This is a genomic window from Streptomyces sp. NPDC001514 (assembly GCF_053597075.1).
Map to the genome: position 1 here is coordinate 58,156 of NZ_JBSFHO010000001.1, position 22,899 is coordinate 81,054.

Consider the following 22,899-nt stretch of genomic DNA (forward strand, 5'->3'; position numbering starts at 1 on the left):
ACCGTGCGATCACTCCGCACCGGGGTGCTGCTCCTGCTGGCCGCCGTCCCCGCGCTGCTCCTCGGCAGCGCGGGGACGGCGCAGGCGCACCCCTTCGGAACCCCGCCCGTCGTGAGGATCGAGGCTGCGGGCAACGCCGTCGACGCGGCCTGGTCCGCGCAGCAGGACGATGTCGCCGTCCTGAAGAAGGAGTCCGGCGGTGACGAGGCGGGCTATCTGCGCGCGCACATCGTCGTACGACAGGACGGCCGCCCGTGCCGTGTGGACCGGGCGGACGGCATGGAGCTCCACTTCGTCTGCCCCAAGCCGGTGGACCGGATCGACCTGACGGTCACGGCGCTGACGGACGTGAATCCGGCGTACCGGACGCTGTCGGTGACGGACACGGGCTCCGGCGGGCTGCACACGGCGAAGGAGCCGACGCGTTCGCTCGCACTCACGACGACGGCTGCCGCCGGGGCCGGCCCGGAGACCGCGGGCAGGACGGCCTGGACGATCGATCTGACGTCGCTGCTGGACCACGGTGCGGCTCTCCCGTTGGCGCTGCTCGTGGCCGCGGCCGTGGGCGCGCTCCACGCGTGCGCGCCGGGGCACGGAAAGTCGCTCGCCGCCGGGTATCTGGTGGGCGGCCGGGGCCGGCCGCGCGACGCGGTGTGGCTGGGCGGGATCGTCGCCGTGATGCACACGTTCTCGGTCGCCGCCCTGGCAGTCGGCTGGTGGCTGGCGGCGAACAGCACGCCGGACATCGCGGCGCTGACGGGGTGGCTCCAGCTGATCGCGGCGCTGGTGGTGGCCGGGGTGGGGGTGAGCCTGCTCCGGCGGCATCTGCGTCACCGTAGGCACCACCATCATGCCCATGCCCATGCCCATGCCCATGCCCATGCCCATGCCCACGATCACGATCACGGGCACAGTCATCACATCCCGGACGCACCCTCACTGCTGACGTGGCGCGGCCTCGTGCTCCTCGGCGCATCGGGCGGTCTGCTGCCCTCGCCGTCCGCCTTCCTCGTCCTGCTCACAGGGCTGCTCACCGGCAAGGTCGGCATCGCCCTCGCGATGGTCGTCGCCTTCGGCCTCGGCATGGCGCTGACGCTCACCGGCGTCGGCCTGATCGTGCTGCGCGGCAGGGACGCGCTGCTGGACCGTGTCTCCCGGTCCCAGGCGTTGCGGACGTGGATTCCGCGGATTCCGCTGTTCGCGGCCTCGGCGGTGGTGGCCGGTGGGACGGTGGCCTCGGCGGTTGCCGCGGGGCAGCTCCTGGGCCCGTAAGGTCCACACACGACAGCACGTCCACACGTCCACCCACGACAACACGTCCACACACGACAACGGCGCCCCTCCCCGGCATGCAGCCGGGCAGGGGCGCCCATGTCATCTCTCGGTGCGTCAGCCCGCCAGAACGGCCTCGGCCTCGAGCGTCGTACCGACGGCCTGGATCACCGAAGCGATCTTGAAGGCCTCCTGGATGACGTCACGGTCGACGCCCGCCTTGCGGAGCACCTGCTCGTGCGAGTCCAGGCACTGGCCGCAGCCGTTGATCGCGGAGACGGCGAGCGACCAGAGCTCGAAGTCGGTCTTCTCGACGCCCGGGTTGCCGATGACGTTCATCCGCAGGCCCGCGCGCAGCGTCCCGTACTCGGGGTCCGACAGCAGGTGCCGGGTGCGGTAGAAGACGTTGTTCATCGCCATGATCGCGGCGGCGGACTTGGCGGCGGTGTACGCCTCGGGGGAGAGGTTGGCCTTGGCCTCAGGCTCCAGCTCGCGCAGCACGATCGGCGAGCGCGAGGCGATCGCGCAGGCCAGGACCGTGCCCCACAGCTGCTGCTGCGGGAGCTCGCTGTTGCCGATCACCGAACCGAGGTTCAGCTTCAGGTCCTTGGCGTAGTCCGGCAGCGCGGACTTCAGCTCATCGAGGGCCATGCTCACTCACCGGCCAGCAGCTTGACCGGGTCGAGGGTGTTCTCGCCCTTGGTCCAGTTGCAGGGGCACAGCTCGTCGGTCTGCAGGGCGTCGAGGACCCGCAGGACCTCCTTGGGGTTACGGCCGACGGAGCCGGCGGTCACCATCGTGAACTGGATCTCGTTGTTCGGGTCGACGATGAAGACGGCGCGCTGCGCGAAGCCGTCCTCGCCCTCGATGCCGAGGTCGCGCATCAGCTCGTGCTTGGAGTCGGCCATCATCGGGAAGGGCAGGTCACGCAGGTCGGCGTGGTCCTTGCGCCAGGCGTGGTGGACGAACTCGGAGTCGCCGGAGAAGCCGAGGACCTGGGCGTCACGGTCGGCGAACTCGTCGTTCAGCTTGCCGAACGCGGCGATCTCGGTGGGGCAGACGAAGGTGAAGTCCTTGGGCCACGCGAAGACCACCTTCCACTTGCCCTCGTAGGACTTGTGGGTGATCTGCTCGAACTCCTTGCCGCTCTCCAGCGAGACGCAGGCGGTCAGCTCGAACGTGGGGAACTGGTCACCGACAGTGAGCACGCGCTCTCCTTGCAGATTGGAAGTACCCCTCGTGAGGGCTTCCGGGGGTTGGACGGACCCTCAGCCTGGCACAGAGTGCATTGATCACGGAAATAGCTAGACTGGGTCATCGTGATCGGAGGTGCCTATCAGTGGCGGCGGTGACTGGCGGAGTGAGTACGGCGAACCGGGGCAAACAGCCCAGCCTGGCGCAGCTGCGCGCCTTCGCGGCCGTGGCCGAGCATCTGCACTTCCGGGACGCGGCGGCCGCTATCGGGATGAGTCAGCCCGCGCTGTCCGGGGCCGTGTCGGCGCTGGAGGAGGCACTGGGTGTCCAGCTGCTGGAGCGTACGACGCGCAAGGTGCTGCTGTCGCCCGCCGGGGAGCGGCTCGCGGTCCGCGCGAAGGCGGTCCTCGACGCGGTGGGGGAGCTGCTGGAGGAGGCCGATGCGGTGCGGGCCCCCTTCACCGGGGTACTGCGGCTGGGCGTGATCCCGACAGTGGCGCCGTACCTGCTGCCGAGCGTGCTGCGGCTGGTGCACGAGCGCTATCCGGAGCTGGACCTCCAGGTGCACGAGGAGCAGACCTCGTCACTGCTGGAGGGGCTGTCCGGCGGACGGCTCGACCTGCTGCTGCTCGCGGTGCCGCTCGGGGTGCCGGGGGTGACCGAACTGCCGCTCTTCGACGAGGACTTTGTCCTCGTCACGGCGCAGGAGCACTGGCTCGGCGGTCGCCATGACATTCCGCGCGAGGCGCTGAAGGAGCTCCCGCTGCTGCTGCTCGACGAGGGCCACTGCCTGCGTGACCAGGCCCTCGACATCTGCCGCGAGGCGGGCCGCACGGAGGGGGCCCCGGTCACCACGACCGCGGCCGGCCTCTCGACGCTGGTCCAGCTGGTCGCGGGCGGGCTCGGCGTGACGCTGCTGCCGCGCACCGCCGTCCAGGTCGAGACGGGTCGCAACGACCGCCTCGTGACCGGGTACTTCGCCGATCCGGCCCCCTCGCGGCGCGTCGCTCTGGCGATGCGCGCCGGGGCGGCCCGCCAGGGCGAGTTCGAGGAGTTCGCGGATGCCCTCCGGGAGGCCCTCGCGGAGCTCCCGGTGCGGGTGCTTCCGTGATCGTGTTCAGTGACCGACGGTAACCGCAAGAAGCCGGTCGAATTTCCGCTCGACGAAAAACTCTTCGATCAGCGGAAATTACAGGTTCTCTCACATTCCGCCACGGGCGGAAGAACAGACTCCGCGGCTGATACATATTCCCCCTCGGGTGTCATATGTCAGGCACCAGTACGAAATTCATGTGCCCTGCCATGGGTGCCGGGGCCTGGGGAAGTGGTGTGGTGTCGGACATTCGCGAATCCCTTCACCGCGCCGGACATGGTGTCCTGTACCTCGCCCTCGCCCAGTGCCGGGCGGACCGCTCCACCACGGCACTGCGCGTGCGCGGCAGACCGGGCGGCGTGTTCCACCTGCGGCAGGGCAGCGTGGTCGCGGTCGAGACCTCCGGAGCCCCCGGGATCGAGGCACTGCTGCTGCGGTCCGGCCGGGTCAGTGAGGCGGACTGGGCGGAACTGCCGGCCGCGGAGGTGACCTGGGGGCGGCCCGGGGCGGCACTGGTCGCACGGGGGCACATCGGGGCGGCCGAGCTGCAGGTCGTCTCCGCGATGGCCATGCAGGACGCGGTCTTCGCCGTCATCGCGGGCGACATGACCGACTGCGTGGCCGAGCCGGACGCGGGTCCGGCGGTCCCCGCCGGCACCGGCGAGGACCCGATGCGGCTGCTGGACACGGCGGCCAGGAAGCTCGCCGCGCTCGCCGCGCTGCCGCAGGCCGTCCTGCCGGACCGGGAGCCGGTCGTGGCCGGCCGCGGGGTCGACGGTCCGCCGGACGATCTGACGCCCCAGAGGCGGGAGATCCTTTTTCTCGCCGACGGCAGGCGCACCCCGCGGGACATCGCTTTCACGCTCGGCCGGGGCGTCTACAACGTCACCGTCGAGACCTCTCGCATGCTCGGCGAAGGGCTGCTGGAGCGGGCCGCGCGCAGTGTGGGCGCCGGCGTACCGAAGGTGTGGGCGGACCGGGCTCCGGCGCCCCGGCAGGCGGCCGCCGCCGGGGACCGGCCGCGCGCCGGCGAGGCGCTGCCCCGCCGCACTCCCGGGGCCAGCGGCTTCCGGGCGAAGACTCTCGTCGCGGAGGAATCCACGGCGAGCTGGAAAGGGCTCTTCCGATTTCGGAGCCGTACCCGGGCGCAGAATTTCAGGGTCGGCGATTCCTGATGCACCCGGGGAAGAACATGCATACGTGGCAGGGGGTCAGTGAATGGACGACAAGGCGTTGGCCGGGGAAATGAGAGGACTGCGCGACCAGATAACAGGCGTCACCGATACGGCGCTCGCGGCCGTGGACGGGCTGCTCATCGCGGCCGACACGGAGGAAGGCATCGAACCGAACGGCCTCGCCGCGCTCGCCGCGGCGGGCCTGGGCATCGCCCGGCGTACGGCGGCGGCCACCGGCCGCGGAACCCTTCGGCGCACGGTGGCCTACGGAAGCCAGGGCTGCACCGCGGTGTACGCGGTCGGCGACACCGCCCTGATGGTGGTGCTGGGCGACGAAGGGCTCGACGTCGAACGGCTCCACCTGGAGTCCCAGCCGATGCTGAAGCGCATCGGGGCCATCCTGTCCGAGAGGAAGTGACGTATTCATGGCGACGAAACGCATCGGGCAGGGGTTCTCGGACCAGGTCATGGCGCTGGTGAAGGCTCTGCGTGCGGAGACACCCGACTGTGTCGCGGCCGGCGTCGTCGACATGGCGACGGGCATGCTCCTGTCGTACGAGACCGTCGACAGCCACCCACCGGAGGTCCTGGACCTGCTCGCCGGAGCGACCCTCGACCTGTTCCAGGGGCGCACGGTCGTGATGATCGAGGACGTGTTCAAGGAACGGCGAGGCGTCCAGAGCGACCAGCACTACTTCCAGGAAATCCTGGTCAACAGCGACAACTTGACCCATCTCTTCATCCGGATGAACGAGAGCCAGGACGTCGTCGCGGTCGCGGTGTGCCGTAAGTCGGTGAACGTGGGCATGCTCTTCGCCCAGGCCAGGCGGGTGATGAAGGAGTACGGGATCTGATCGTCCCTCGCACGAAACCTGTGCGGCTCTTCCCCGACGGGAAGGGCCGCACAGGCGAGAGGGCGGGCGTCCCGCCGCAACGAATCCCCTTGCTCCGTTACTCCGTCACTCCGTCCGAAGCCCCTCCGGGCGCATCAGGCGCCACAGCGGCGGGAGGCTGAGCAAGGTCACCAGGAGGACCACGCCCGCGCCGACGCCGGACATCGAGATCACCGAGAGCCAGTCGACGGTCACCTCGACACTCGCCATCTCGAGCAGCACGGCGCCGAGGGCCAGGCCCACCGCGGTGGCGAGCAGCAGCCCGAGGGCGATCGGCACCGCGGTCTGCCACAGCACGGACATGCTCAGGGTGGAGCGCCGGGTGCCGAAGGCGACGAGCGCGGACAGCAGCTTCTTGCGCTCGCGCAGCTGCTCCAGCTGGGAGACGAGCAGGCTGGCTCCGATGAGCAGCAGCACACAGGTGGCTCCGACGAACAGTCCGGTACGGATCGACGCGAAGCGGTTGGACTGCTCGGTGGCCTGGAGATGCATCGGGGTCAGCAACGGGTCGGCCTTCAGGACCGCCGTACGGGCGTGCTCGATCGCGTCCGGCACCTTCGGATCAAGCTGGATGTAGATGGTGGCGTACCGCGTCCGGCCAAGGTTCCCGGGCGCCGCGCCCGGCGTGGCGAGGACACCGCTCTGCTTGACGCCGGTCGGGTCCTCACGGCTCGCGACCTGCTTGGCAGTGCTGGGCAGCGTCCAGGCGACGGGCCCGGGCTCGTCCTCGTCGCCGTAGACGTTCCCCGCGTAGAGCCTGCGGCCGGGCTTTGCCAGCGCCTGCGTACCGGCGTCGTCGTATCCGCCGTGCAGGACGAAGGTGTCGCCGTCCTTGCAGGAGGGCAGCTGCGCCAGTTCACGCAGCGCGGCACAGGTACCGATGGTGAGGCTGGTCGCCTGCTCCGAGTCCGGTGTGGCGGCGATCGAGACGCTGGTCAGGGGGACGGCCTTGGAAACCCCGTCGGCCTGCTCGATCTGCCGGGCGACGGCGGTGATCCGGGTGGCCGCCTCGCCGTCCTGCGGAACCAGCGCGGAGATCGCGGCGCGCGAGGGGTCCTCACCGGTGTCCCTGGTGTACGCGTCTTCGAGGCCGGTGAACATCATCTGCAGCGCGATCGCGCCGGCGACCGCGACGGCGATGCCGTTGACCAGCCGAGCGGCGTCCCCGCTGCTCATCTGGAGCCGCCGGACCGCCAGTTGCCAGGACACCCCGCCACCGCCGAGCCGGGCCACGGCCGTCTCGACGAGCCAGGGCAGCAGTGCTGTGATCCCGATCAGCAACAGGACGACACCGCCGATGACCTGTGCCTGGTTGAAGTTCCCGTTGTCGTTGCCCCGCCCGATCATCGGGTAGAGCAGGGCGAGGCCGGCCAGCGGCAGCAGCAGCCGCCACCAGATGCGCCGGCGGGCGGGCTTGGCCGTACGGACCACTCCGAGCGGCTCGATCACCACACTGCGCAGGGCGAACAGCGTCACCGCGACGGCAGCGGCCGGCACCGCGAGCGCGACGAGCGCCGCGAGCCATGGAGTGGGATCGAGATCGCCGGGGAAAACGCTCAGCCGGTACAGGTCGACTCCGGCCGCCGACTGGCGTACCGCGAAGAAGAACCCCGTGCCGAGGACCAGCCCGGCCACGGATCCGGCGAGCGCCTCTCCCGCCGCGATCCGGCGCGCCATCCGGCCGTCGGCGCCGATCAGGCGCAGCGCGGCCAGACGGCGGTCGCGGCGCTCGCCGCCGAAGCGCACGGCGGCCGCGATGAAGACGGCGACGGGCGTCAGCAGGGCGACGAACACCAAGGTGAGCAGGAGAAGGAGTACGGGGTCCAGGGGCTCCGGCTCGGCGGAGTTGTCGAAGCCGGTGACCCGAGGGACCTTTCCGTCGAGCGGCTTCAGGGTGTCGCTGCCCGCGTAGTACGCGAGTTCGCCGGGGCCGACCAGACCCTGGTCGCCGATGATCGCGGTGACCTTCCCGTCCAGCCGCTCGCGCAGGAGCTTGCCGTCCGCGGACTTGAGCAGCTTGTCGAGGGCGGGCGACACGGCCATCTCGCCCGCTGCCGGGAAGGACCGCAGACCGGGCGGAACCGGCGCGTCCGGGCCCTCCGGCTTCAGCAGCCTGCCGTAGATCTCCTCGTCACGGAAACGGGTGTCGACCTCGGCGATGAGCAGCGTGTTGTGCCCGGCTTTCTCGGCGGTCGGCGCGGTGTGCTCGCTGCGGGCGCTCGCGCGTGCGTCGCGTCCGCCCAGCGCGCTCGGGATCGCGGTCGTGACCAGCAGCAGCGCCACGCCCAGGCCGACGCCGACGCCCGTGAGCAGGGTGCGCGTCCAGCCCTCACGGCCGCCGCTCACCGCGAACCTGGCGCCCATGAGCAGATCGCGCGCCCAGATCCGGGCGGTCATATGGCGCGCTCCATGTCCCGGGACCTTCCGTCACGTACGACGATCTCGCGGTCGGAGTACGCGGCCACCCGAGCCTCGTGCGTGACGAGGACGACGGCGGCGTTCGTGGACCGGGCGGCCTCCGTGAGCAGTTGCATCACGCGCTCGCCGTTGAGGGAGTCGAGGGCGCCGGTCGGCTCGTCCGCGAACAGCACGCGCGGGCTGGTGACCAGCGCGCGGGCCACGGCGACGCGCTGGCCCTGACCGCCGGAGACCTCACCGGGACGCTTGGTCGCGAGGTCGTCGACCTCCAGGCGCTCCATGCACTGCAGGGCGGTGCGCTCGGCGTCCTTGCGCTTGGTGCCGTTCAGCCGCATCGGCAGCGCCACGTTCTCCACGCAGGTCAACTCCGGTACGAGCTGGCCGAACTGGAAGACGAAGCCGAACTCGCCGCGGCGCAGCGCGCTGCGCTCCGCGTCATTCATCGCGGACAGCTCACGGCCGTTGTAGGTGATGGTGCCGGAGTCCGGGGTGACGATCCCTGCGAGACAGTGCAGCAGGGTCGACTTCCCGGACCCGGAGGGCCCCATGACGGCGACGACCTCGCCCGGGTGGATGGAGAACTCGGCGCCGTCGAGCGCGGTCGTGGGCCCGTACGCCTTGCGGAGGTTGTCCGCGACGAGCAGGGAGCCGGCGGGGGTCATGCGGTCACCGCCTTCGCGAGCTGGTCGAGCCGGGCGGCGGCCAGCTCCAGCCAGCGCAGGTCGGCCTCCAGGTGGAAGAGCGCGTGGTCGCAGATGAGCTGGTCGGCGAGGTCGCCGCGGCGCTTGCGGTCGGTGAGGATGCGCATCAGCCGCAGATGCTCCGAGCGCTGCGTGTCGAGCAGGTCCGCGGCGCTGCGGCCGGTGAGCAGTGCGAGGACGACCTTCGTGTACAGGGTCGACTGGAGGTACGGCTCCGGCTTCTCGGGTGTGGCGAGCCACTGGGCGACATCGGTGACGCCTGCCTCGGTGATCGCGTACCGCTTGCGCTCGGGGCCGCCGCCGGCCTCGATGCCGTCGACCTCGACGAGACCGTTCTTGAGGAGGCGCGACATCGTCGAGTAGACCTGGCCGTAGTGCAGGGGGCGGTCGTGGCCGAACCTCTCGTCGAAGGCGCGCTTGAGGTCGTAACCGTGGCGGGGGCCGGACTCCAGGAGTCCGAGGAGCGTGTGACCGATTGACATGTCGAGGACTCTACACAGTGGGTATACATCGCGTGTATACACGGGGTGTGGAGTTGCATGTGGGAGCCTGTTTCCGCAGGTCGGATGCGATTGTCACGGTTCTGTACGGGGCCGGGGTGGCCCCACATTCCCAGCCCGTCCGGCGTTCGAGGACGGACACCCGGGCCCACCGTGCGGTACTGGGCGCATCCCGGGGTCTGGGGCGCAGCCCCGGTTCGGGAAGGGGCGGGGCAGGGAGAAGCCCGCCGCAGGCGTGCCCCGTACGCGCGCCCCGGGTGCGAGGAGCTTCACATGATCGAGGGCCGCACAACCCTCCGACCTTCTCGCGCGTCGGTTCCATGTGAGAAAGGTGCTGATTCTCACGTCCGGAAAAGACCGGATCAGTGGCCCTTTGTCTGTACTGGCGATGTTAGCTTTCTGAGCTGATCTGACGACGAAGAGCGGAGCAACGGGGCGATGGGCCGAGCGGAAGAGCGGCAGGCCCGGCAGCGCGGAGCGCGCCGGGCGAAACGCGGTGGTGGTGGCATACGCCGCTTCTTCACCTGGAAGAAGGTGCTGGGCACCTTCCTCGGCCTCTGCCTCGCCATGATGGCCGCGTTCATCGTGGTCTACATCCTGGTGCCGGTCCCCGAGGGGAACGCCCAGGCCCAGATGCAGAGCAACGTCTACAAGTACAGCAACGGCAAGATCCTCGCCCGTACCGGCAAGGTCAACCGTGAGATCGTCGGCCTGGAGAAGATCCCCCAGGACGTCCAGAAGACGTTCATCGCCGCCGAGAACAAGACCTTCTACCAGGACTCCGGCATCGACCTGAAGGGCACCGCCCGCGGTCTGCTCAACACCGTCACCGGCAAGGGCAAGCAGGGTGGTTCGACGATCACCCAGCAGTACGTCAAGAACTACTACCTGAACCAGGACCAGACGGTCACCCGCAAGCTCAAGGAGCTGGTGATCTCGCTCAAGGTGGACCAGCAGAAGGAAAAGAACGAGATCCTCGCCGGGTACATCAACACCAGCTACTACGGGCGCAACGCGTACGGAATCCAGGCCGCGGCCCAGGCGTACTACCGCATCGACGCCCAGAAGCTGAACGTCGCCCAGGGCGCATATCTCGCCGCGCTGCTCCAGGCCCCGAGCCAGTACGACTGGGCGGTGGCGTCCGACACCGGCAAGAAGCTGGTGACCGAGCGCTGGAACTACGTACTGAACAACATGGTCGAGGAGGGCTGGCTGGACGCCTCCGAGCGCGCCGGCCTGAAGTTCCCCGTCCCCAAGGAGCCCAAGGCCGCCCCTGGCATGGAGGGCCAGACCGGCTATCTGGTCGAGGCGGCCAACGACGAGCTGGAGCGCCAGGGTGTGAGCGAGAAGGACATCAAGGCCGGCGGCTGGACCATCACGCTCAACATCGACGAGAAGAAGCAGAAGGCGCTGACGAAGGCCGTCGAGGACCAGCTCGAGGCGAAGCTCGAACGCAAGGGCGACAAGCGCGACGCGACCGTCCAGGCCGGTGCGACCTCCGTCGACCCGAAGACCGGGCACGTCGTCGCCCTGTACGGCGGCGTCAGTGCCACCGAGCACTGGCTGTCCAACGCGACCCGCCGCGACTACCAGCCGGCCTCGACCTTCAAGCCCATCGTGCTCGCCTCCGCCCTGGAGAACGAATCCGAGACCCAGGACGGCCGGAAGATCGGCCTCAACACCGTCTACGACGGCACCAGCAAGCGGCCCGTCGAGGACAGTGACGTCCCCTTCGCGCCGGAGAACGAGGACGACAGGAACTACGGCCGGGTCACCGTCCAGAGGGCCACGAACAGCTCGATCAACTCGGTCTACGCCCAGATGATCGTGGACGTCGGCCCGGACAAGGTGAAGAAGACCGCGCTCGACCTGGGGATGAAGGACGGCAAGGGCTGGCCGGAGCAGCCCGCCATGTCGCTCGGCACGATGGGCGCCTCGCCCTGGGACATGGCCGGGGTGTACGCGACCCTCGACAACCACGGCAAGAAGACGACCCCGACGATCGTGAAGTCCGCCAAGCACCGGGACCGCACGGTCGACATCCCCGACCCGATCGGGGACCAGGCGATCAGCCGTGAGGCCGCCGACACCGTGACGGAGGCCATGACGGGCGTCGTCGAGAGCGGCTCCGGCCGGAACGCGCTCGGCGACTACAACGCGGCGGGCAAGACCGGTACGTCGGAGAACAACCGCTCGGCCTGGTTCGTGGGCTACACCCCCGAACTCGTCACCGCGGTCGCCCTCTTCGGCGAGAAGCCGGACGGCACCGGCCAGGTCACCCTCACGGACACGGTCAACCAGGGCCGCGCCAACGGTGGTGGCGTCCCGGCCCTGATCTGGCAGCAGTACACGACGGGCGCCCTCGGGGGCGGCTCCGACGCGGAGTTCGACCTCGAGGTCTCCGAGTCTGCGCAGGAGCCGACGGAGTCCCCGAGCGAGGAGCCCACGGAGACCGAGAAGCCGAAGGGCCCGGACGACAAGCCGACGAAGACCAAGAAGCCGGACCGTCCGACCGGTACACCGGACACCACCCCGACCGGCGACCCCACCGGCCCGGGCGACTCGTCGGGGAGCGACTCCGGCGGCATCGCCAACGGCGGCACCACGGACGGGGGTACGACGGACGGTGGCACCACGGACGGCGGTACCTCCGACGGAGGCACGAACAGCGGTACGACGGACGGCACCACCGACGGGACGACGGCCGGTATCAGGCCGCCCCAGCAGTAGGCGGTAAACGGCTCGCGGTACAGCGGAGGGGCCCGGCGCATCAGCGCGCCGGACCCTTCCGTTTCACGTCACGGCGGCGCGTCAGCCTCCGTTGACGTCCTTGGCGATCCGGTCACCGATCTCCTTGTCGATGTTGCGCCAGTACTGCAGTGCGCGGTCCAGCACCGGTCGCGAGACGCCCGCCTTCAGATGACCGCTGACGTTCGACACCAGCCGGTCGCGGGCCGCGTCGTCGAGGACCTTGCGGACCATGGTGCCGGGCTGGCCCCAGTCGTCGTCCTCGGCGTGCAGCTTGTACGCCTCCCGGACCATCTCGCCGGCCGAGGCCCAGCCCGCGGGATCGCCGAACCGGTCCGTATCGGCGGCGGGGCCGCCGTACGAGTTCGGCGCGTAGGGCGCTGCGGTGGCGGCCGGCTCGTAGCGCATCGGTCCGTCCTTGGCGTACGAGTTGACCTGCACGTGCGGCCGGTTCGGCGGCAGCTGGTTGTAGTTGGGGCCGATCCGGTACCGGTGGGTGTCCGGGTAGGAGAAGAGCCGGCCGAGCAGCATCTTGTCCGGGGACGGGCCGATGCCCGGTACCAGGTTCGACGGCTCGAATGCGGCCTGCTCGATGTGGACGAAGTAGTTGTCCGGGTTCTTGTTCAGCGTCATCCGGCCGACCTCGATCAGCGGGTAGTCGCCGTGCGGCCACACCTTGGTCAGGTCGAACGGGTTGAAGCGGTAGTCCGGGGCGTCCTCGAACGGCATGACCTGGACCTTCATGGTCCAGGACGGAGCATTGCCGCTCGCGATCGCGTCGAAGAGATCGCGCCGGTGGACGTCGCCGTCCCGGCCCGCGAGGTCGTCGGCCTCGGCCTGGGTGAGGAAGTCGATGCCCTGGTCGGTCTTGATGTGGTACTTCACCCAGAACCGCTGGCCACCGCCGTTCACCCACATATAGGTGTGTGAGCTGTAGCCGTTCATATGGCGGTAGTTCTTGGGGATGCCCCGGTCGCCCATCAGCCAGGTCACCATGTGCGCCGACTCGGGCGAGAGGGTCCAGAAGTCCCACTGCATGTCGTTGTCGCGCAGCCCGTTGTCCGGGCGGCGCTTCTGCGAGCGGATGAAGTCCTGGAACTTCTGCGGGTCGCGCACGAAGAAGATCGGCGTGTTGTTGCCGACCAGGTCGTAATTGCCGTGTTTGCTGTAGAACTTGAGCGCGAAGCCCCGCGGGTCCCGCCAGGTGTCCGGCGATCCCTGCTCACCCGCGACCGTCGAGAAGCGGGCGAGCATCTCGGTGCGCCTGCCCGGCTGGAAGAGGTCGGCCTTGGTGAACTGACTGACATCATTGGTGACTTCGAAGAAGCCGTACGCGCCGGCACCCTTCGCATGGACCACCCGCTCGGGGACCCGTTCGCGGTTGAACTGGGCCATCTTCTCGATCAGATAGTGGTCCTGGAGCAGGATCGGACCGTCGGGCCCGATGGTGAGCGAATGCTCGTCGCTCTCCACCGGGATTCCGGAGTTGTTCGTCGTGTAGGCCACGAGAGCGTCCTCCCGTCGAGATGGGGGTCACGAGGTCGCTTCGTCCATCACAGCAGTCAACTCCGCCGGCGAGAAGTCGGCAACATTTGGACTCGGTCCAATCCTGGGCCCGGTATGGGTCCCCGACGCCTCAGTGCGTGGGCAGCTCGAACCACACCACCTTGCCGGTCGACAGCCGGGTCGCCCCCCACCGTCTGGCCAGCCGGTTCACCAGGAACAGCCCGCGACCGCCCTCGTCGGTGTCCCGCGCCCGCCGCTGCCTGGGCAGCTGCGGGGAGTCGTCGCCGACCTCGCAGCGCAACACGTCCGTGCGCAGCAGCCGCAGCGTCACCGGCCGCTCCGCATACCGCACGGCATTGGTGACCACCTCGCTGACCAGCAGCTCCACCGAATCGGACAGCTCCTCCAGATCCCACCGGGCCAGCGCCCTGCGGGCGAGGCGCCGGGCCCGGCCGGGGGCCTGCTCCTCCGGCTCCAGGAACCAGTACGCGACGTCACTCGGCGCGATCCCGTCGAAGCGGGCGGCGAGCAGCGCGATGTCGTCGTCCCGGTCGCCCGGGCCGAGCATGTCGAGCACGTCGTCGCAGAGCGCCTCCAGCGGCGGCGAGTGGTCAGGACCGGTGAGCTGCGCGGTCGCGGCGAGCCGCTCCCGCAGTTGCTCGATCCCGGTCCACACGTCCCGCAGCCGCGACTCGACCAGTCCGTCGGTGTAGAGGAGCAGGGTCGCCCCGGCGGGCGCGTCCAGCTCGACGGCCTCGAAGTCCACCCCGCCGACGCCGATGGGCGCACCCGGCGGCACCCGCAGCACTTCGGCACGGCCGCCCAGATGCAGGAGTATCGGCGGCGGATGGCCCGCGTTCGCGATGGTGATGCGGTGCGAGACCGGGTCGTACACGGCGTACATGCAGGTCGCCATGCGGTCGGTGCCGAGGCGCTGGGCCTGCTCGTCGAGGTGGTGCAGCACCTCCTGCGGCGGCAGATCCAGACCGGCCAGGGTCTGGGCCGTCGTCCGCAGCTGGCCCATGATCGCGGCCGAGGTCATCGAGTGGCCCATGACATCGCCGACGACCAGCGCCACCCGGCTGCCGGGGAGCGGGATCGCGTCGTACCAGTCGCCGCCGACCCGGGCGGTCTCGGCCGCCGGAAGATAGCGGGACGCCAGCCGTACACCGGTCGGCTGCGGCAGGCCCTCGGGCAGCATCGTGCGCTGGAGCTCGTCCGCGATGTACGCCTCGCGGCCGTACAGCACGGCCTTGTCGATGCCCAGCGCGGTGTGGGTCGCCAGCTGGGCCGCCACCAGCAGATCGTTCGGCTCGAACGCCGGACGGTCGGGACGGCGCAGGAAGATCGCGGCGCCGATGACGCGCCGGCGGCCGCGCAGCGGCGCCAGGATCGCCCGGTGCCCGGTCGGTACGGTCTTGCCGGCCCCGAGCAGCTCCGGCAGGGCCGCACGGGCCGCCGCCGAGTCGCCGAAGACCGGCCGCACCCCGCGCAGCACCTCGGCGAGCGCCCCGCCGGCCTGCACCTCGCACAGTTCGGCCGCGGGCAGGTCGGCCTGCGGGCTGAGCACGGGCATCTGCGGGGCGCTGAGGAACGCGCCGTCGGTGTCCTCGTCGGTTAAACGCAGCCGGTCGGTGCGGCGCAGGCGCAGCACGAACGGCGCGACCGGCCGCTCGTCGCCGACCGGCAACGGGTCACGCAGATAGACGAGGATCGCGTCCGAGAACGTCGGCACCGTGGCCCGGCACAGCCCGAGCACGATCTCGTCCAGGTCTATCCCGCGCGCGATACGTCTGGTCGCGGCCCCGACGAAACGCAGCCGGTCACCCTCGCGCCGCGCGACCCCCGTGAGGTCCTGGGACGCAGCCGCCGAGGCCGCCGGAGCCGCCGCGGCCGCAGCCGTCGACCCGGCCGTCGGCGGCGACGCCGGGACGGGCGGCACGGGCGGCACTGGCGGCACAGGCGATGCCTGGGGTCCGGGCTGCGCGGGCGGTGCGGGCGGCTGGGCGGGCACGCCGCCGGCCGCCGGCTTGGGGGCATGCGCGGCTGCCTCCTGCCGGGGCCGGGTGCGTTCCTGCGGCCGGGCAGCAAGAGGCTGCCGGCCTTCGTGGGAGGTGGGATGCTCCGTCACGCGTGGGATTCCGTCCGTCCGGGCCGGTGATGCGAGGCCAGGTCCTGTCTTCCGGATCTTGCCGGCCTGATCCGGAAAGCAGGCCCTGGGTCCTGTCTTCCGGATCGTGCCAGGCTCGCCTCGGATGCCGCTGTGCGCGTCCGGGAGCGGTGACGATCGCGGCTGCGCCGCGGGTCCCCGGAGCCGTGGGCGGAGGATCCGCCCGTGGTCCGGGACGCCGGCGCCCCTGGACGGTCGATATAGCCCATACCCAATCCGGGCGTGGCGTCGACAACTTGGGGGACATCCGGGCACACATCAAGCACGGTTTTCGTCCCCCTCGTGATGACTTGCGGTCAGTTCCGGTGCGGTGCTGAGTCGTTGAAGCGACGCGGCCTTGCGGAGGACGATCCTACGTTTGAACCCCGGGGGCGCATCAAGGGTCTCACGACGTCGTCATGCGGACGTGCGCGTCGGTGCACCCGGCAGGGGCCGGTTCCAGTCGGCGGGCAGCTCAGGGACCGGCCACCGCGGATCGGGCCGCCAGTCCTCCCAGCCGTCCGAGAACGGCGGCCCCCACGCCCGGATCACCTCGACCGCCGCCTGTCCGGCCTCCCGCACCCGCCGGGCCTGCCGGGCTCCCATCAGCCCGGCCCGCTGCGCCTGCGCGAACTCGTCCTCGTCCAGCCAGCGCCAGCTGCGGTCCGGGCGCACCGCGATGTCGAGGAAGTGGTCCTCCGAGTCCACCCCGCCGGACCAGCGGGCACGCGGCTCCTCGAGGTTCACGTACCAGTTCTTGAACCGCCAGCCCCGCTCCCAGAACAGCCACACCGACCACGGCTCACCGGGCCGGGCCAGCTTCAGCACGCCCGTACCGAACCACCGCGACCGGACCGTCGTCCGCGGCGCGGTGTAGCGCGTCGCGAGTGGCTCCTGCTGCACGGGCGTACCGTCGGCCAGCACCGGTTTCACACACTCGGTCCCCGGCGCCATCCACACGGCCAGCTGCTCGTCCGTGTCCTCGACGACGGTCACGGGCCGGCAGATGTGGACATCACCGGAGGCGTTGCCGCGATAACGCCAGAGGATGTGCTCCCCTGGCGCCCAGTGCCGTGACCCCGTGGTCGCTGCCGATCCTGTCATGCGCAGATCTTAGGCAAGGGCCCACCTGCCCGCTGCGACGCGGCTCACCCTAGGGGTGGGTCATCCGCAGCACGTCCAGCGCCTCGTCGAGCTGCTCCAGCGTCAGCTCTCCCCGCTCCACATACCCGGACTCCAGCACCACCTCACGGATCGTCTTCCGCTCGGCGAGCGACTTCTTGGCGACCTTCGCCGCCTCCTCGTAGCCGATGTACTTGTTCAGCGGCGTGACGACGGAGGGCGAGGACTCGGCGTACTCACGTGCCCGTTCGGCGTTGGCGGTCACGCCGTCCACCGTGCGGTCCGCCAGCAACCGGGCCGCATTGGCCAGAAGCCGGATGGATTCCAGCAGATTCTTGGCCATGACCGGCAGCATGACGTTGAGTTCGAAGTTCCCGGCGGCACCCGCGACGGCGACCGTCGTGTCGTTGCCCGTCACCTGCGCGGCCACCATCAGCACGGCCTCCGGGATCACCGGATTGACCTTCCCCGGCATGATCGACGAGCCGGGCTGCAGGTCGGGGAGGTTGATCTCGGCGAGTCCCGTGCGCGGGCCGCTCGCCATCCAGCGCAGATCGTTGGCGATCTTGGTCAGCGAGACCGCGATCGTACGGAGCTGCCCCGACGTCTCCACCAGCCCGTCCCTGGCTCCCTGCGCCTCGAAGTGGTCGCGCGCCTCGGTGAGCGGCAGTCCGGTCGCACGGGCGACCTCGGCGATGACGGCGCCGGAGAAGCCGGGCGGGGTGTTGATGCCCGTGCCCACGGCGGTGCCGCCGAGGGGGAGTTCGGCGAGGCGGGGGAGCGAGGCCCGGAGGCGCTCGATCCCGTACCGGATCTGTGCCGCGTAGCCACCGAACTCCTGGCCGAGGGTGACCGGCGTCGCGTCCATCAGATGTGTACGTCCGGACTTGACGACGTCCGCGAACCCGGCCGCCTTGCGCTCCAGCGAGGCCGCGAGATGCTCCAGCGCCGGGATCAGGTCCCTGGTCACCGCGGCGGTCGCGGCGATGTGGATGGACGAGGGGAAGACGTCGTTGGACGACTGCGAGGCGTTGACGTGGTCGTTGGGGTGCACGGGCCGCCCGAGGCGCTCGCCGGCCAGGGTCGCCAGGACCTCGTTCGTGTTCATGTTGGACGACGTGCCCGAGCCCGTCTGGAAGACGTCGACGGGGAAATGCTCGTCCCAGCGGCCGTCGGCCACCTCGGCCGCCGCGTCCCGGATCGCGGCGGCGATGTCCTTGTCGAGCACGCCGAGCTCCGCGTTGACCTCGGCGGCGGCCGCCTTGATCCGGGCGAGGGCCTCGATATGGGCGCGTTCCAGCCGCATGCCCGAGATGGGGAAGTTCTCCACGGCCCGCTGGGTCTGAGCCCGCCACTTGGCGTGTTTCGGCACCCACACCTCGCCCATGGAGTCGTGTTCGATCCGGTGGTCCCGTGCGTCCCGGTCGTCCCCGGAGCCACGGTGGCCGGCTGTGGTGTCGCTCGTGTCGGACATCTTCAAACCTCCTGAAAAAGGTGAGCACTTGTCTTGTTCTGCCTATTCCCAAGTGGTCTACCGGCCAGTAAATACCGTCGGTAACACCAGAACCGGGGAGGCGCAATGAGGCGCACTGGACGAAGACTTCGCCGAAGACTCCGCTGTACGGTCGCGGCCGCCGCGGCCCTTGCGGCAACTCTCGGCACCATGGCAGCCACGACCGCCGAGCGCGCGCAGGACACGGCACGCTCGGCCGCAAACGCATCGTCGATACCCCTTCCGCCCGAACTGGAGAGCATCCGGGCCGCCGAGGCGACCGCCCTCTACGGCGACCCCGCCGAACGCCCGCTCGACCGGCGCAGGACCGCCCTGATCTCGCTCGGCGACAGCGAGATCTCCGGCGAGGGCGTGGGCACGTACGAACCCGGCACCGACGGCCCCGACAACTGGTGCCACCGCTCTCCGGACGCCGCCATCCACCGCACGGGCATCGCGGCCGACGTGACGTACAACGTCTCCTGCTCGGGCGCGTACAGCGGCAACATCCGCATCGGCGGCTCGAAGCAGTACGCCGACGAGCTGGTCCAGAGCGACAGCCTGGCCATCAAGGCCCGCAACACCCGGATCAAGATGGTGCTCCTGGTGGCGGGCGCCAATGACGATCTGCAGTTCGGCCCCGTGATGACCGACTGCGTCACCCGGTGGTTCCTGATCCAGGGCCCGTGCGAGTCCAAGTACGCGGGCGGCTGGCAGGCCCGCGTCGACGGCCTCGTGCCCAAGGTCGAGCAGACCGTGCGCGACCTCCGCACGGTCATGCGCGAGGCCGGGTACGGGGACGGAGACTACAAGCTCGTCGTGATGGGGTACCCGAGCCCCATCGGCCCCGACTTCAGGGACAACCCGTACTTCCCCGGCAAGCTGATCTGCGGCGGCACGGGATACGACTCCGACACCGTATGGGGCCGCAACACCGCCGTGCCCGCCTTCGAGCGGGGCATGCGGCGGGTGGCCAGGTCCACGGGCGCCGTCTACCTGGACAACTCGCGGCTCTTCCACGGCCACGAGGTCTGCATGGAGGACACCTGGGCGCGGGGCCTCTACATCGAGCTGTCCAACCCCTTCCCGCCGGACGCCAATTCGGTCCGCCAGTCCTTCCACCCGAACGCGCGCGGACACGCCGCCTTCGCCTCGTGCCTGACCCAGCTCTACGACTCGGGTCTCGCCGAAGCGAGTTGCGCCGACCCGGCGTCCACGGGCAAGCCGGTGCTGCACCCGCTCGCCTGGGACGACGCGTACAAGCCGCTGAAGAACGAGGCGACGGGGACCTGCGTCGACGTCGACGCGGCCGTGACGCGCAACGGGACCGGGGTCCTGGGCTGGGACTGCCACGGCGGGCGGAACCAGGGCTGGTGGTACGACACGGCCCGCAAGTCGGTGCACACCGAGCTCACCCAGGACCGCTGCCTGGACGTGCCCGGCGCCGACTACAAGGCGGGCGCGGCCCTCATCGTGTGGAACTGCTCGGGCGCCGCGAACCAGCAGTTCGTCCGGCAGGCCGGGACCGTCCGTCCGGCCGCCGCGACGGGGCTGTGCCTGACGCTGGCAGCCGCGAAGGACCGGGTGCGGCTGCAGCCCTGCGACGGCTCGGCGAAGCAGCGCTTCGCCTAGGAGGCGTGGCGCGCGGATGAGCTGGGGCCCCGCCGCTGGGGAGCGGCGGGGCCCCTTGCACATGACCGGCACAGCCCTGGCGGCGGTGTGTCCGTCCTCGATCGCCGGACGGGCCGGTGACGTACCCGGTCCCGCGGGCGTGGCCGGTGTGTCCGTCCTCAGACGCCGGACGAGCCGGGCGGGCGGCCGGTGCGGGCTCCATGCGAGCCCTCGCGAATGCGGTGGTTGTCCCCCCACACCCGCCAGGGCGTAGAGGGGAGGGGGACCGGGGGCGCAGCCCCCGGTTCCGGGTCAGGCGAGGCCCGGGCCCCGCACCGGGATGCTCGTGAACGTCGGCGCGGGCGCCGGGTTCTGGAAGAAGTCGTTGCCCTTGTCGTCCACGACGATGAACGCCGGGAAGTCCTCGACCTCGATCCTCCAGACCGCCTCCATGCCGAGCTCCTCGTACTCGACGACCTCGACCTTCTTGATGCAGTCCTGGGCGAGCCGCGCCGCCGGGCCGCCGATCGAGCCGAGGTAGAAGCCGCCGTGCGTGCCGCACGCGTCCGTGACCTGCTTGCTGCGGTTGCCCTTGGCCAGCATGACCTTGGAGCCGCCGGCGGCCTGGAACTGCTCGACGTACGAGTCCATGCGGCCGGCCGTGGTCGGGCCGAAGGAGCCGGACGCGTAACCCTCGGGGGTCTTCGCCGGGCCCGCGTAGTACACCGGGTGGTCCTTCAGGTACTGCGGCATCTCCTCGCCCGCGTCCAGGCGCTCCTTGATCTTGGCGTGCGCGATGTCGCGCGCCACGACCAGCGGGCCGCTGAGCGACAGCCGGGTCTTGACCGGGTACTTGGTGAGCGCGGCCAGGATGTCGTCCATCGGCTGGTTGAGGTCGATCTTGACGACGTCGCCGGCCTCGTCGAGGTGCTCGTCCGTCGTCTCCGGCAGGAAGCGCGCCGGGTCCGTCTCCAGCTGCTCCAGGAAGACGCCCTCGGCCGTGATCTTCGCGACGGCCTGACGGTCGGCGGAGCAGGACACCGCGATGGCGACCGGGCAGGACGCGCCGTGCCGCGGCAGGCGCACCACACGCACGTCGTGGCAGAAGTACTTGCCGCCGAACTGCGCGCCGATGCCGATCTTCTGCGTCAGCTCGAAGACCTTCTCCTCGAGCTCCTTGTCGCGGAAGCCGTGGCCGAGGACCGAGCCCTCCTCCGGCAGCTCGTCCAGGTAGTGCGCGGATGCGTACTTCGCGGTCTTCAGCGCGTACTCCGCCGACGTACCGCCGACGACGATCGCCAGGTGGTACGGCGGGCAGGCGGCCGTGCCCAGCGAGCGGATCTTCTCCTCCAGGAACTTCATCATGGAGGCCTCGTTCAGGACGGCCTTGGTCTCCTGGTAGAGGAAGGACTTGTTGGCGGAGCCGCCGCCCTTCGCCATGAAGAGGAACTTGTAGGCGCCGCCGTCGGTCGCGTACAGCTCGATCTGCGCGGGCAGGTTCGAGCCGGTGTTCTTCTCGTCCCACATCGTCAGCGGAGCCATCTGCGAGTAGCGCAGGTTCAGCTTGGTGTACGCGTCGTAGATGCCGCGCGAGAGGGCTTCCTCGTCGCCGCCCTCGGTGAGCACGTTCTGGCCGCGCTTGCCCATGACGATCGCCGTGCCGGTGTCCTGGCACATGGGGAGCACGCCGGCCGCCGCGATGTTCGCGTTCTTGAGCAGGTCAAGGGCGACGAACTTGTCGTTGGACGACGCCTCGGGGTCGTCGATGATCTTGCGCAGCTGGGCGAGGTGCGCCGGGCGGAGGTAGTGCTGGATGTCATGGATCGCCTCTTCGGCGAGCTTGCGCAGCGCCTCCGGCTCGACCTTGAGGAACGTACGGCCGTCGGCCTCGAAGGTGGACACACCCTCGGCGGTCACCAGGCGGTACGGCGTGGCGTCCTCTCCCAGCGGGAGCAGATCGGTGTACGCAAACTCTGGCATTACGGCCATTCCTCACTCGGCGGACTGCGGCGCGGCCTCCTTTGGCAACGCGTCCACAAGCGTAAGACGACCCTCGCCGTCCGGGCTTGTGAGGTAAGGCTCAGTTGCCGGGCAGCTGTTGTCCGGACCGGCACTACCGGGTGCCGACGGCACCGCCACTAGTCGCGATCTATCGCGTTTCGCTAGGGTGGGGTCGTGGACCTCGAGAAGCATGATGCGGCGGCCTCCGGCCGCGGACCTCACAAGCCGGTCGCTCCTGCCCAGCCTGCGGATATCGCGGACCCCGCAGGAGCGATCCGTGCCTCCGACGCCGACCGCGACCGGATCGCGGACATCCTCCGGGACGCCCTGGCCGAGGGCCGGCTCGACGCCGAGGAGCACTCCGACCGGATCGACGCGGTCTACCGCGCGAAGACCGTCGGCGAACTGGAGCCGATCGTGCGGGACTTGCCCTCGGCCAGGCCGCCGCGCCCGGAGTCCGCGGCGTACGCGTACGGGCCGGAGGTGCCCGACGGGCCGACGGAGAGCCTGGTCGCGATCTTCTCCAGCTCCACGCGCAAGGGCCGTTGGCGAGTGGGCGCCAGGACGAATGCCTTCGCCCTCTTCGGGAATGTCGAGATCGACCTGACCGAGGCGATGTTCGGCCAGCGGCTCACCGTCATCAACGCGACATCGATCTTCGGCAACATCGAGGTGCGCGTGCCGGAGAACATCTCGCTGCGCGGAAGCGGCAGCGGGGTCTTCGGCAACTTCGAGGTGGTCACGCTGGAGGCCGCCGACCCGGAGGCCCCCGTCGTCGTGGTCAACGGATACTCCGTTTTCGGCAATGTGGAGGCCAAGCCGAAGCGCGGCAAGCTCATCACCGATCTCCACGACCTCATGCGCAAGCACCTGCGCAAACATCTGGACCGGTGACGTCGGCGGCCGCGCAGGACGCTGACGGCGGGCGTTGTTCCGCTCCTTGGAACTCCATGCCACTCAGTGCATAGGCGCGCGCACAGCGGGTAGGCCTTGCTGCATCGTCTCTCGCTCGCGAAGCCGTCGT

Annotated in this window: 18 protein-coding genes; 8 read left to right on the plus strand and 10 right to left on the minus strand. The window is 70.1% G+C overall.

Annotated elements, in window-relative coordinates:
* Positions 1 to 3 precede the first annotated feature (3 nt).
* Entirely contained in the window at positions 4 to 1,272 is a 1,269-nt protein-coding gene (locus ACWCXB_RS00275; RefSeq protein ID WP_450717339.1) for a hypothetical protein, read from the plus strand.
* A 117-nt stretch (positions 1,273 to 1,389) separates the two neighbouring features.
* Here the strand turns inward: ACWCXB_RS00275 and ACWCXB_RS00280 are convergent, their stop codons facing one another.
* Entirely contained in the window at positions 1,390 to 1,923 is a 534-nt protein-coding gene (locus tag ACWCXB_RS00280) for an alkyl hydroperoxide reductase (RefSeq protein ID WP_450717341.1), read from the minus strand.
* A 2-nt stretch (positions 1,924 to 1,925) separates the two neighbouring features.
* Positions 1,926 to 2,480 (minus strand): peroxiredoxin, encoded by a 555-nt coding sequence (locus tag ACWCXB_RS00285; RefSeq protein ID WP_450717343.1) that lies wholly within the window; start codon positions 2,478 to 2,480, stop codon positions 1,926 to 1,928.
* A 152-nt stretch (positions 2,481 to 2,632) separates the two neighbouring features.
* On the opposite strand from ACWCXB_RS00285, the gene ACWCXB_RS00290 reads away from it, so the two are divergent.
* From ACWCXB_RS00290 to ACWCXB_RS00305, 4 genes are all read left to right on the plus strand, one after another.
* Complete coding sequence (locus ACWCXB_RS00290; protein ID WP_450717345.1) at positions 2,633 to 3,577, plus strand: hydrogen peroxide-inducible genes activator; 945 nt, start codon at positions 2,633 to 2,635, stop codon at positions 3,575 to 3,577.
* 221 nt (positions 3,578 to 3,798) lie between these two features.
* Entirely contained in the window at positions 3,799 to 4,734 is a 936-nt protein-coding gene (locus ACWCXB_RS00295; protein ID WP_450717347.1) for a MarR family transcriptional regulator, read from the plus strand.
* 70 nt (positions 4,735 to 4,804) lie between these two features.
* Positions 4,805 to 5,152, plus strand: coding sequence for a roadblock/LC7 domain-containing protein (locus ACWCXB_RS00300; RefSeq protein WP_450717349.1), 348 nt, complete (start codon positions 4,805 to 4,807; stop codon positions 5,150 to 5,152).
* 7 nt (positions 5,153 to 5,159) lie between these two features.
* The gene (locus ACWCXB_RS00305; protein ID WP_450717350.1) at positions 5,160 to 5,588 is read left to right on the plus strand and encodes a hypothetical protein; all 429 of its coding nucleotides are present in this window, start codon (positions 5,160 to 5,162) and stop codon (positions 5,586 to 5,588) included.
* Between the two features lie 105 nt (positions 5,589 to 5,693).
* Here ACWCXB_RS00305 and ACWCXB_RS00310 read toward each other — a convergent pair whose 3' ends face one another.
* Genes ACWCXB_RS00310 through ACWCXB_RS00320 form a run of 3 tightly spaced genes read right to left on the minus strand, consistent with a single transcriptional unit; the run spans position 5,694 to position 9,228 of the window.
* Positions 5,694 to 8,024 (minus strand): ABC transporter permease, encoded by a 2,331-nt coding sequence (locus ACWCXB_RS00310; protein WP_450717352.1) that lies wholly within the window; start codon positions 8,022 to 8,024, stop codon positions 5,694 to 5,696.
* Positions 8,021 to 8,707, minus strand: coding sequence for an ABC transporter ATP-binding protein (locus ACWCXB_RS00315; RefSeq protein ID WP_450717354.1), 687 nt, complete (start codon positions 8,705 to 8,707; stop codon positions 8,021 to 8,023). The genes ACWCXB_RS00310 and ACWCXB_RS00315 overlap by 4 nt, the downstream gene beginning before the upstream one ends.
* The gene (locus ACWCXB_RS00320; RefSeq protein WP_450717356.1) at positions 8,704 to 9,228 is read right to left on the minus strand and encodes a PadR family transcriptional regulator; all 525 of its coding nucleotides are present in this window, start codon (positions 9,226 to 9,228) and stop codon (positions 8,704 to 8,706) included. Before ACWCXB_RS00320 ends, ACWCXB_RS00315 begins: the two co-directional genes overlap by 4 nt.
* Before the next feature lie 456 nt (positions 9,229 to 9,684).
* On the opposite strand from ACWCXB_RS00320, the gene ACWCXB_RS00325 reads away from it, so the two are divergent.
* Entirely contained in the window at positions 9,685 to 11,976 is a 2,292-nt protein-coding gene (locus tag ACWCXB_RS00325) for a transglycosylase domain-containing protein (RefSeq protein WP_450717358.1), read from the plus strand.
* An 81-nt stretch (positions 11,977 to 12,057) separates the two neighbouring features.
* Here the strand turns inward: ACWCXB_RS00325 and ACWCXB_RS00330 are convergent, their stop codons facing one another.
* The 4 genes from ACWCXB_RS00330 to ACWCXB_RS00345 form a co-directional block, all read right to left on the minus strand.
* Positions 12,058 to 13,500, minus strand: coding sequence for a catalase (locus ACWCXB_RS00330; RefSeq protein WP_450717360.1), 1,443 nt, complete (start codon positions 13,498 to 13,500; stop codon positions 12,058 to 12,060).
* A gap of 130 nt (positions 13,501 to 13,630) precedes the next feature.
* Complete coding sequence (locus ACWCXB_RS00335; protein ID WP_450717362.1) at positions 13,631 to 15,631, minus strand: SpoIIE family protein phosphatase; 2,001 nt, start codon at positions 15,629 to 15,631, stop codon at positions 13,631 to 13,633.
* 435 nt (positions 15,632 to 16,066) lie between these two features.
* The gene (fomD, locus tag ACWCXB_RS00340; RefSeq protein ID WP_450717364.1) at positions 16,067 to 16,753 is read right to left on the minus strand and encodes a cytidylyl-2-hydroxypropylphosphonate hydrolase; all 687 of its coding nucleotides are present in this window, start codon (positions 16,751 to 16,753) and stop codon (positions 16,067 to 16,069) included.
* A gap of 49 nt (positions 16,754 to 16,802) precedes the next feature.
* On the minus strand, positions 16,803 to 18,245 hold the full coding sequence (locus tag ACWCXB_RS00345; protein ID WP_450717366.1) for a class II fumarate hydratase: 1,443 nt from the start codon (positions 18,243 to 18,245) through the stop codon (positions 16,803 to 16,805).
* A 105-nt stretch (positions 18,246 to 18,350) separates the two neighbouring features.
* Between ACWCXB_RS00345 and ACWCXB_RS00350 the strand changes: the two genes are divergently transcribed.
* Complete coding sequence (locus tag ACWCXB_RS00350) at positions 18,351 to 19,895, plus strand: ricin-type beta-trefoil lectin domain protein (protein ID WP_450717368.1); 1,545 nt, start codon at positions 18,351 to 18,353, stop codon at positions 19,893 to 19,895.
* 291 nt (positions 19,896 to 20,186) lie between these two features.
* Here ACWCXB_RS00350 and ACWCXB_RS00355 read toward each other — a convergent pair whose 3' ends face one another.
* Positions 20,187 to 21,854, minus strand: coding sequence for a fumarate hydratase (locus ACWCXB_RS00355; protein WP_450717370.1), 1,668 nt, complete (start codon positions 21,852 to 21,854; stop codon positions 20,187 to 20,189).
* A 195-nt stretch (positions 21,855 to 22,049) separates the two neighbouring features.
* Here ACWCXB_RS00355 and ACWCXB_RS00360 point away from each other — a divergent pair, with 195 nt between their 5' ends.
* Positions 22,050 to 22,769: a DUF1707 SHOCT-like domain-containing protein gene (locus tag ACWCXB_RS00360; protein ID WP_450717372.1), complete on the plus strand. Its 720-nt coding sequence runs from the start codon at positions 22,050 to 22,052 to the stop codon at positions 22,767 to 22,769.
* The last annotated feature ends 130 nt before the right edge of the window (positions 22,770 to 22,899 follow it).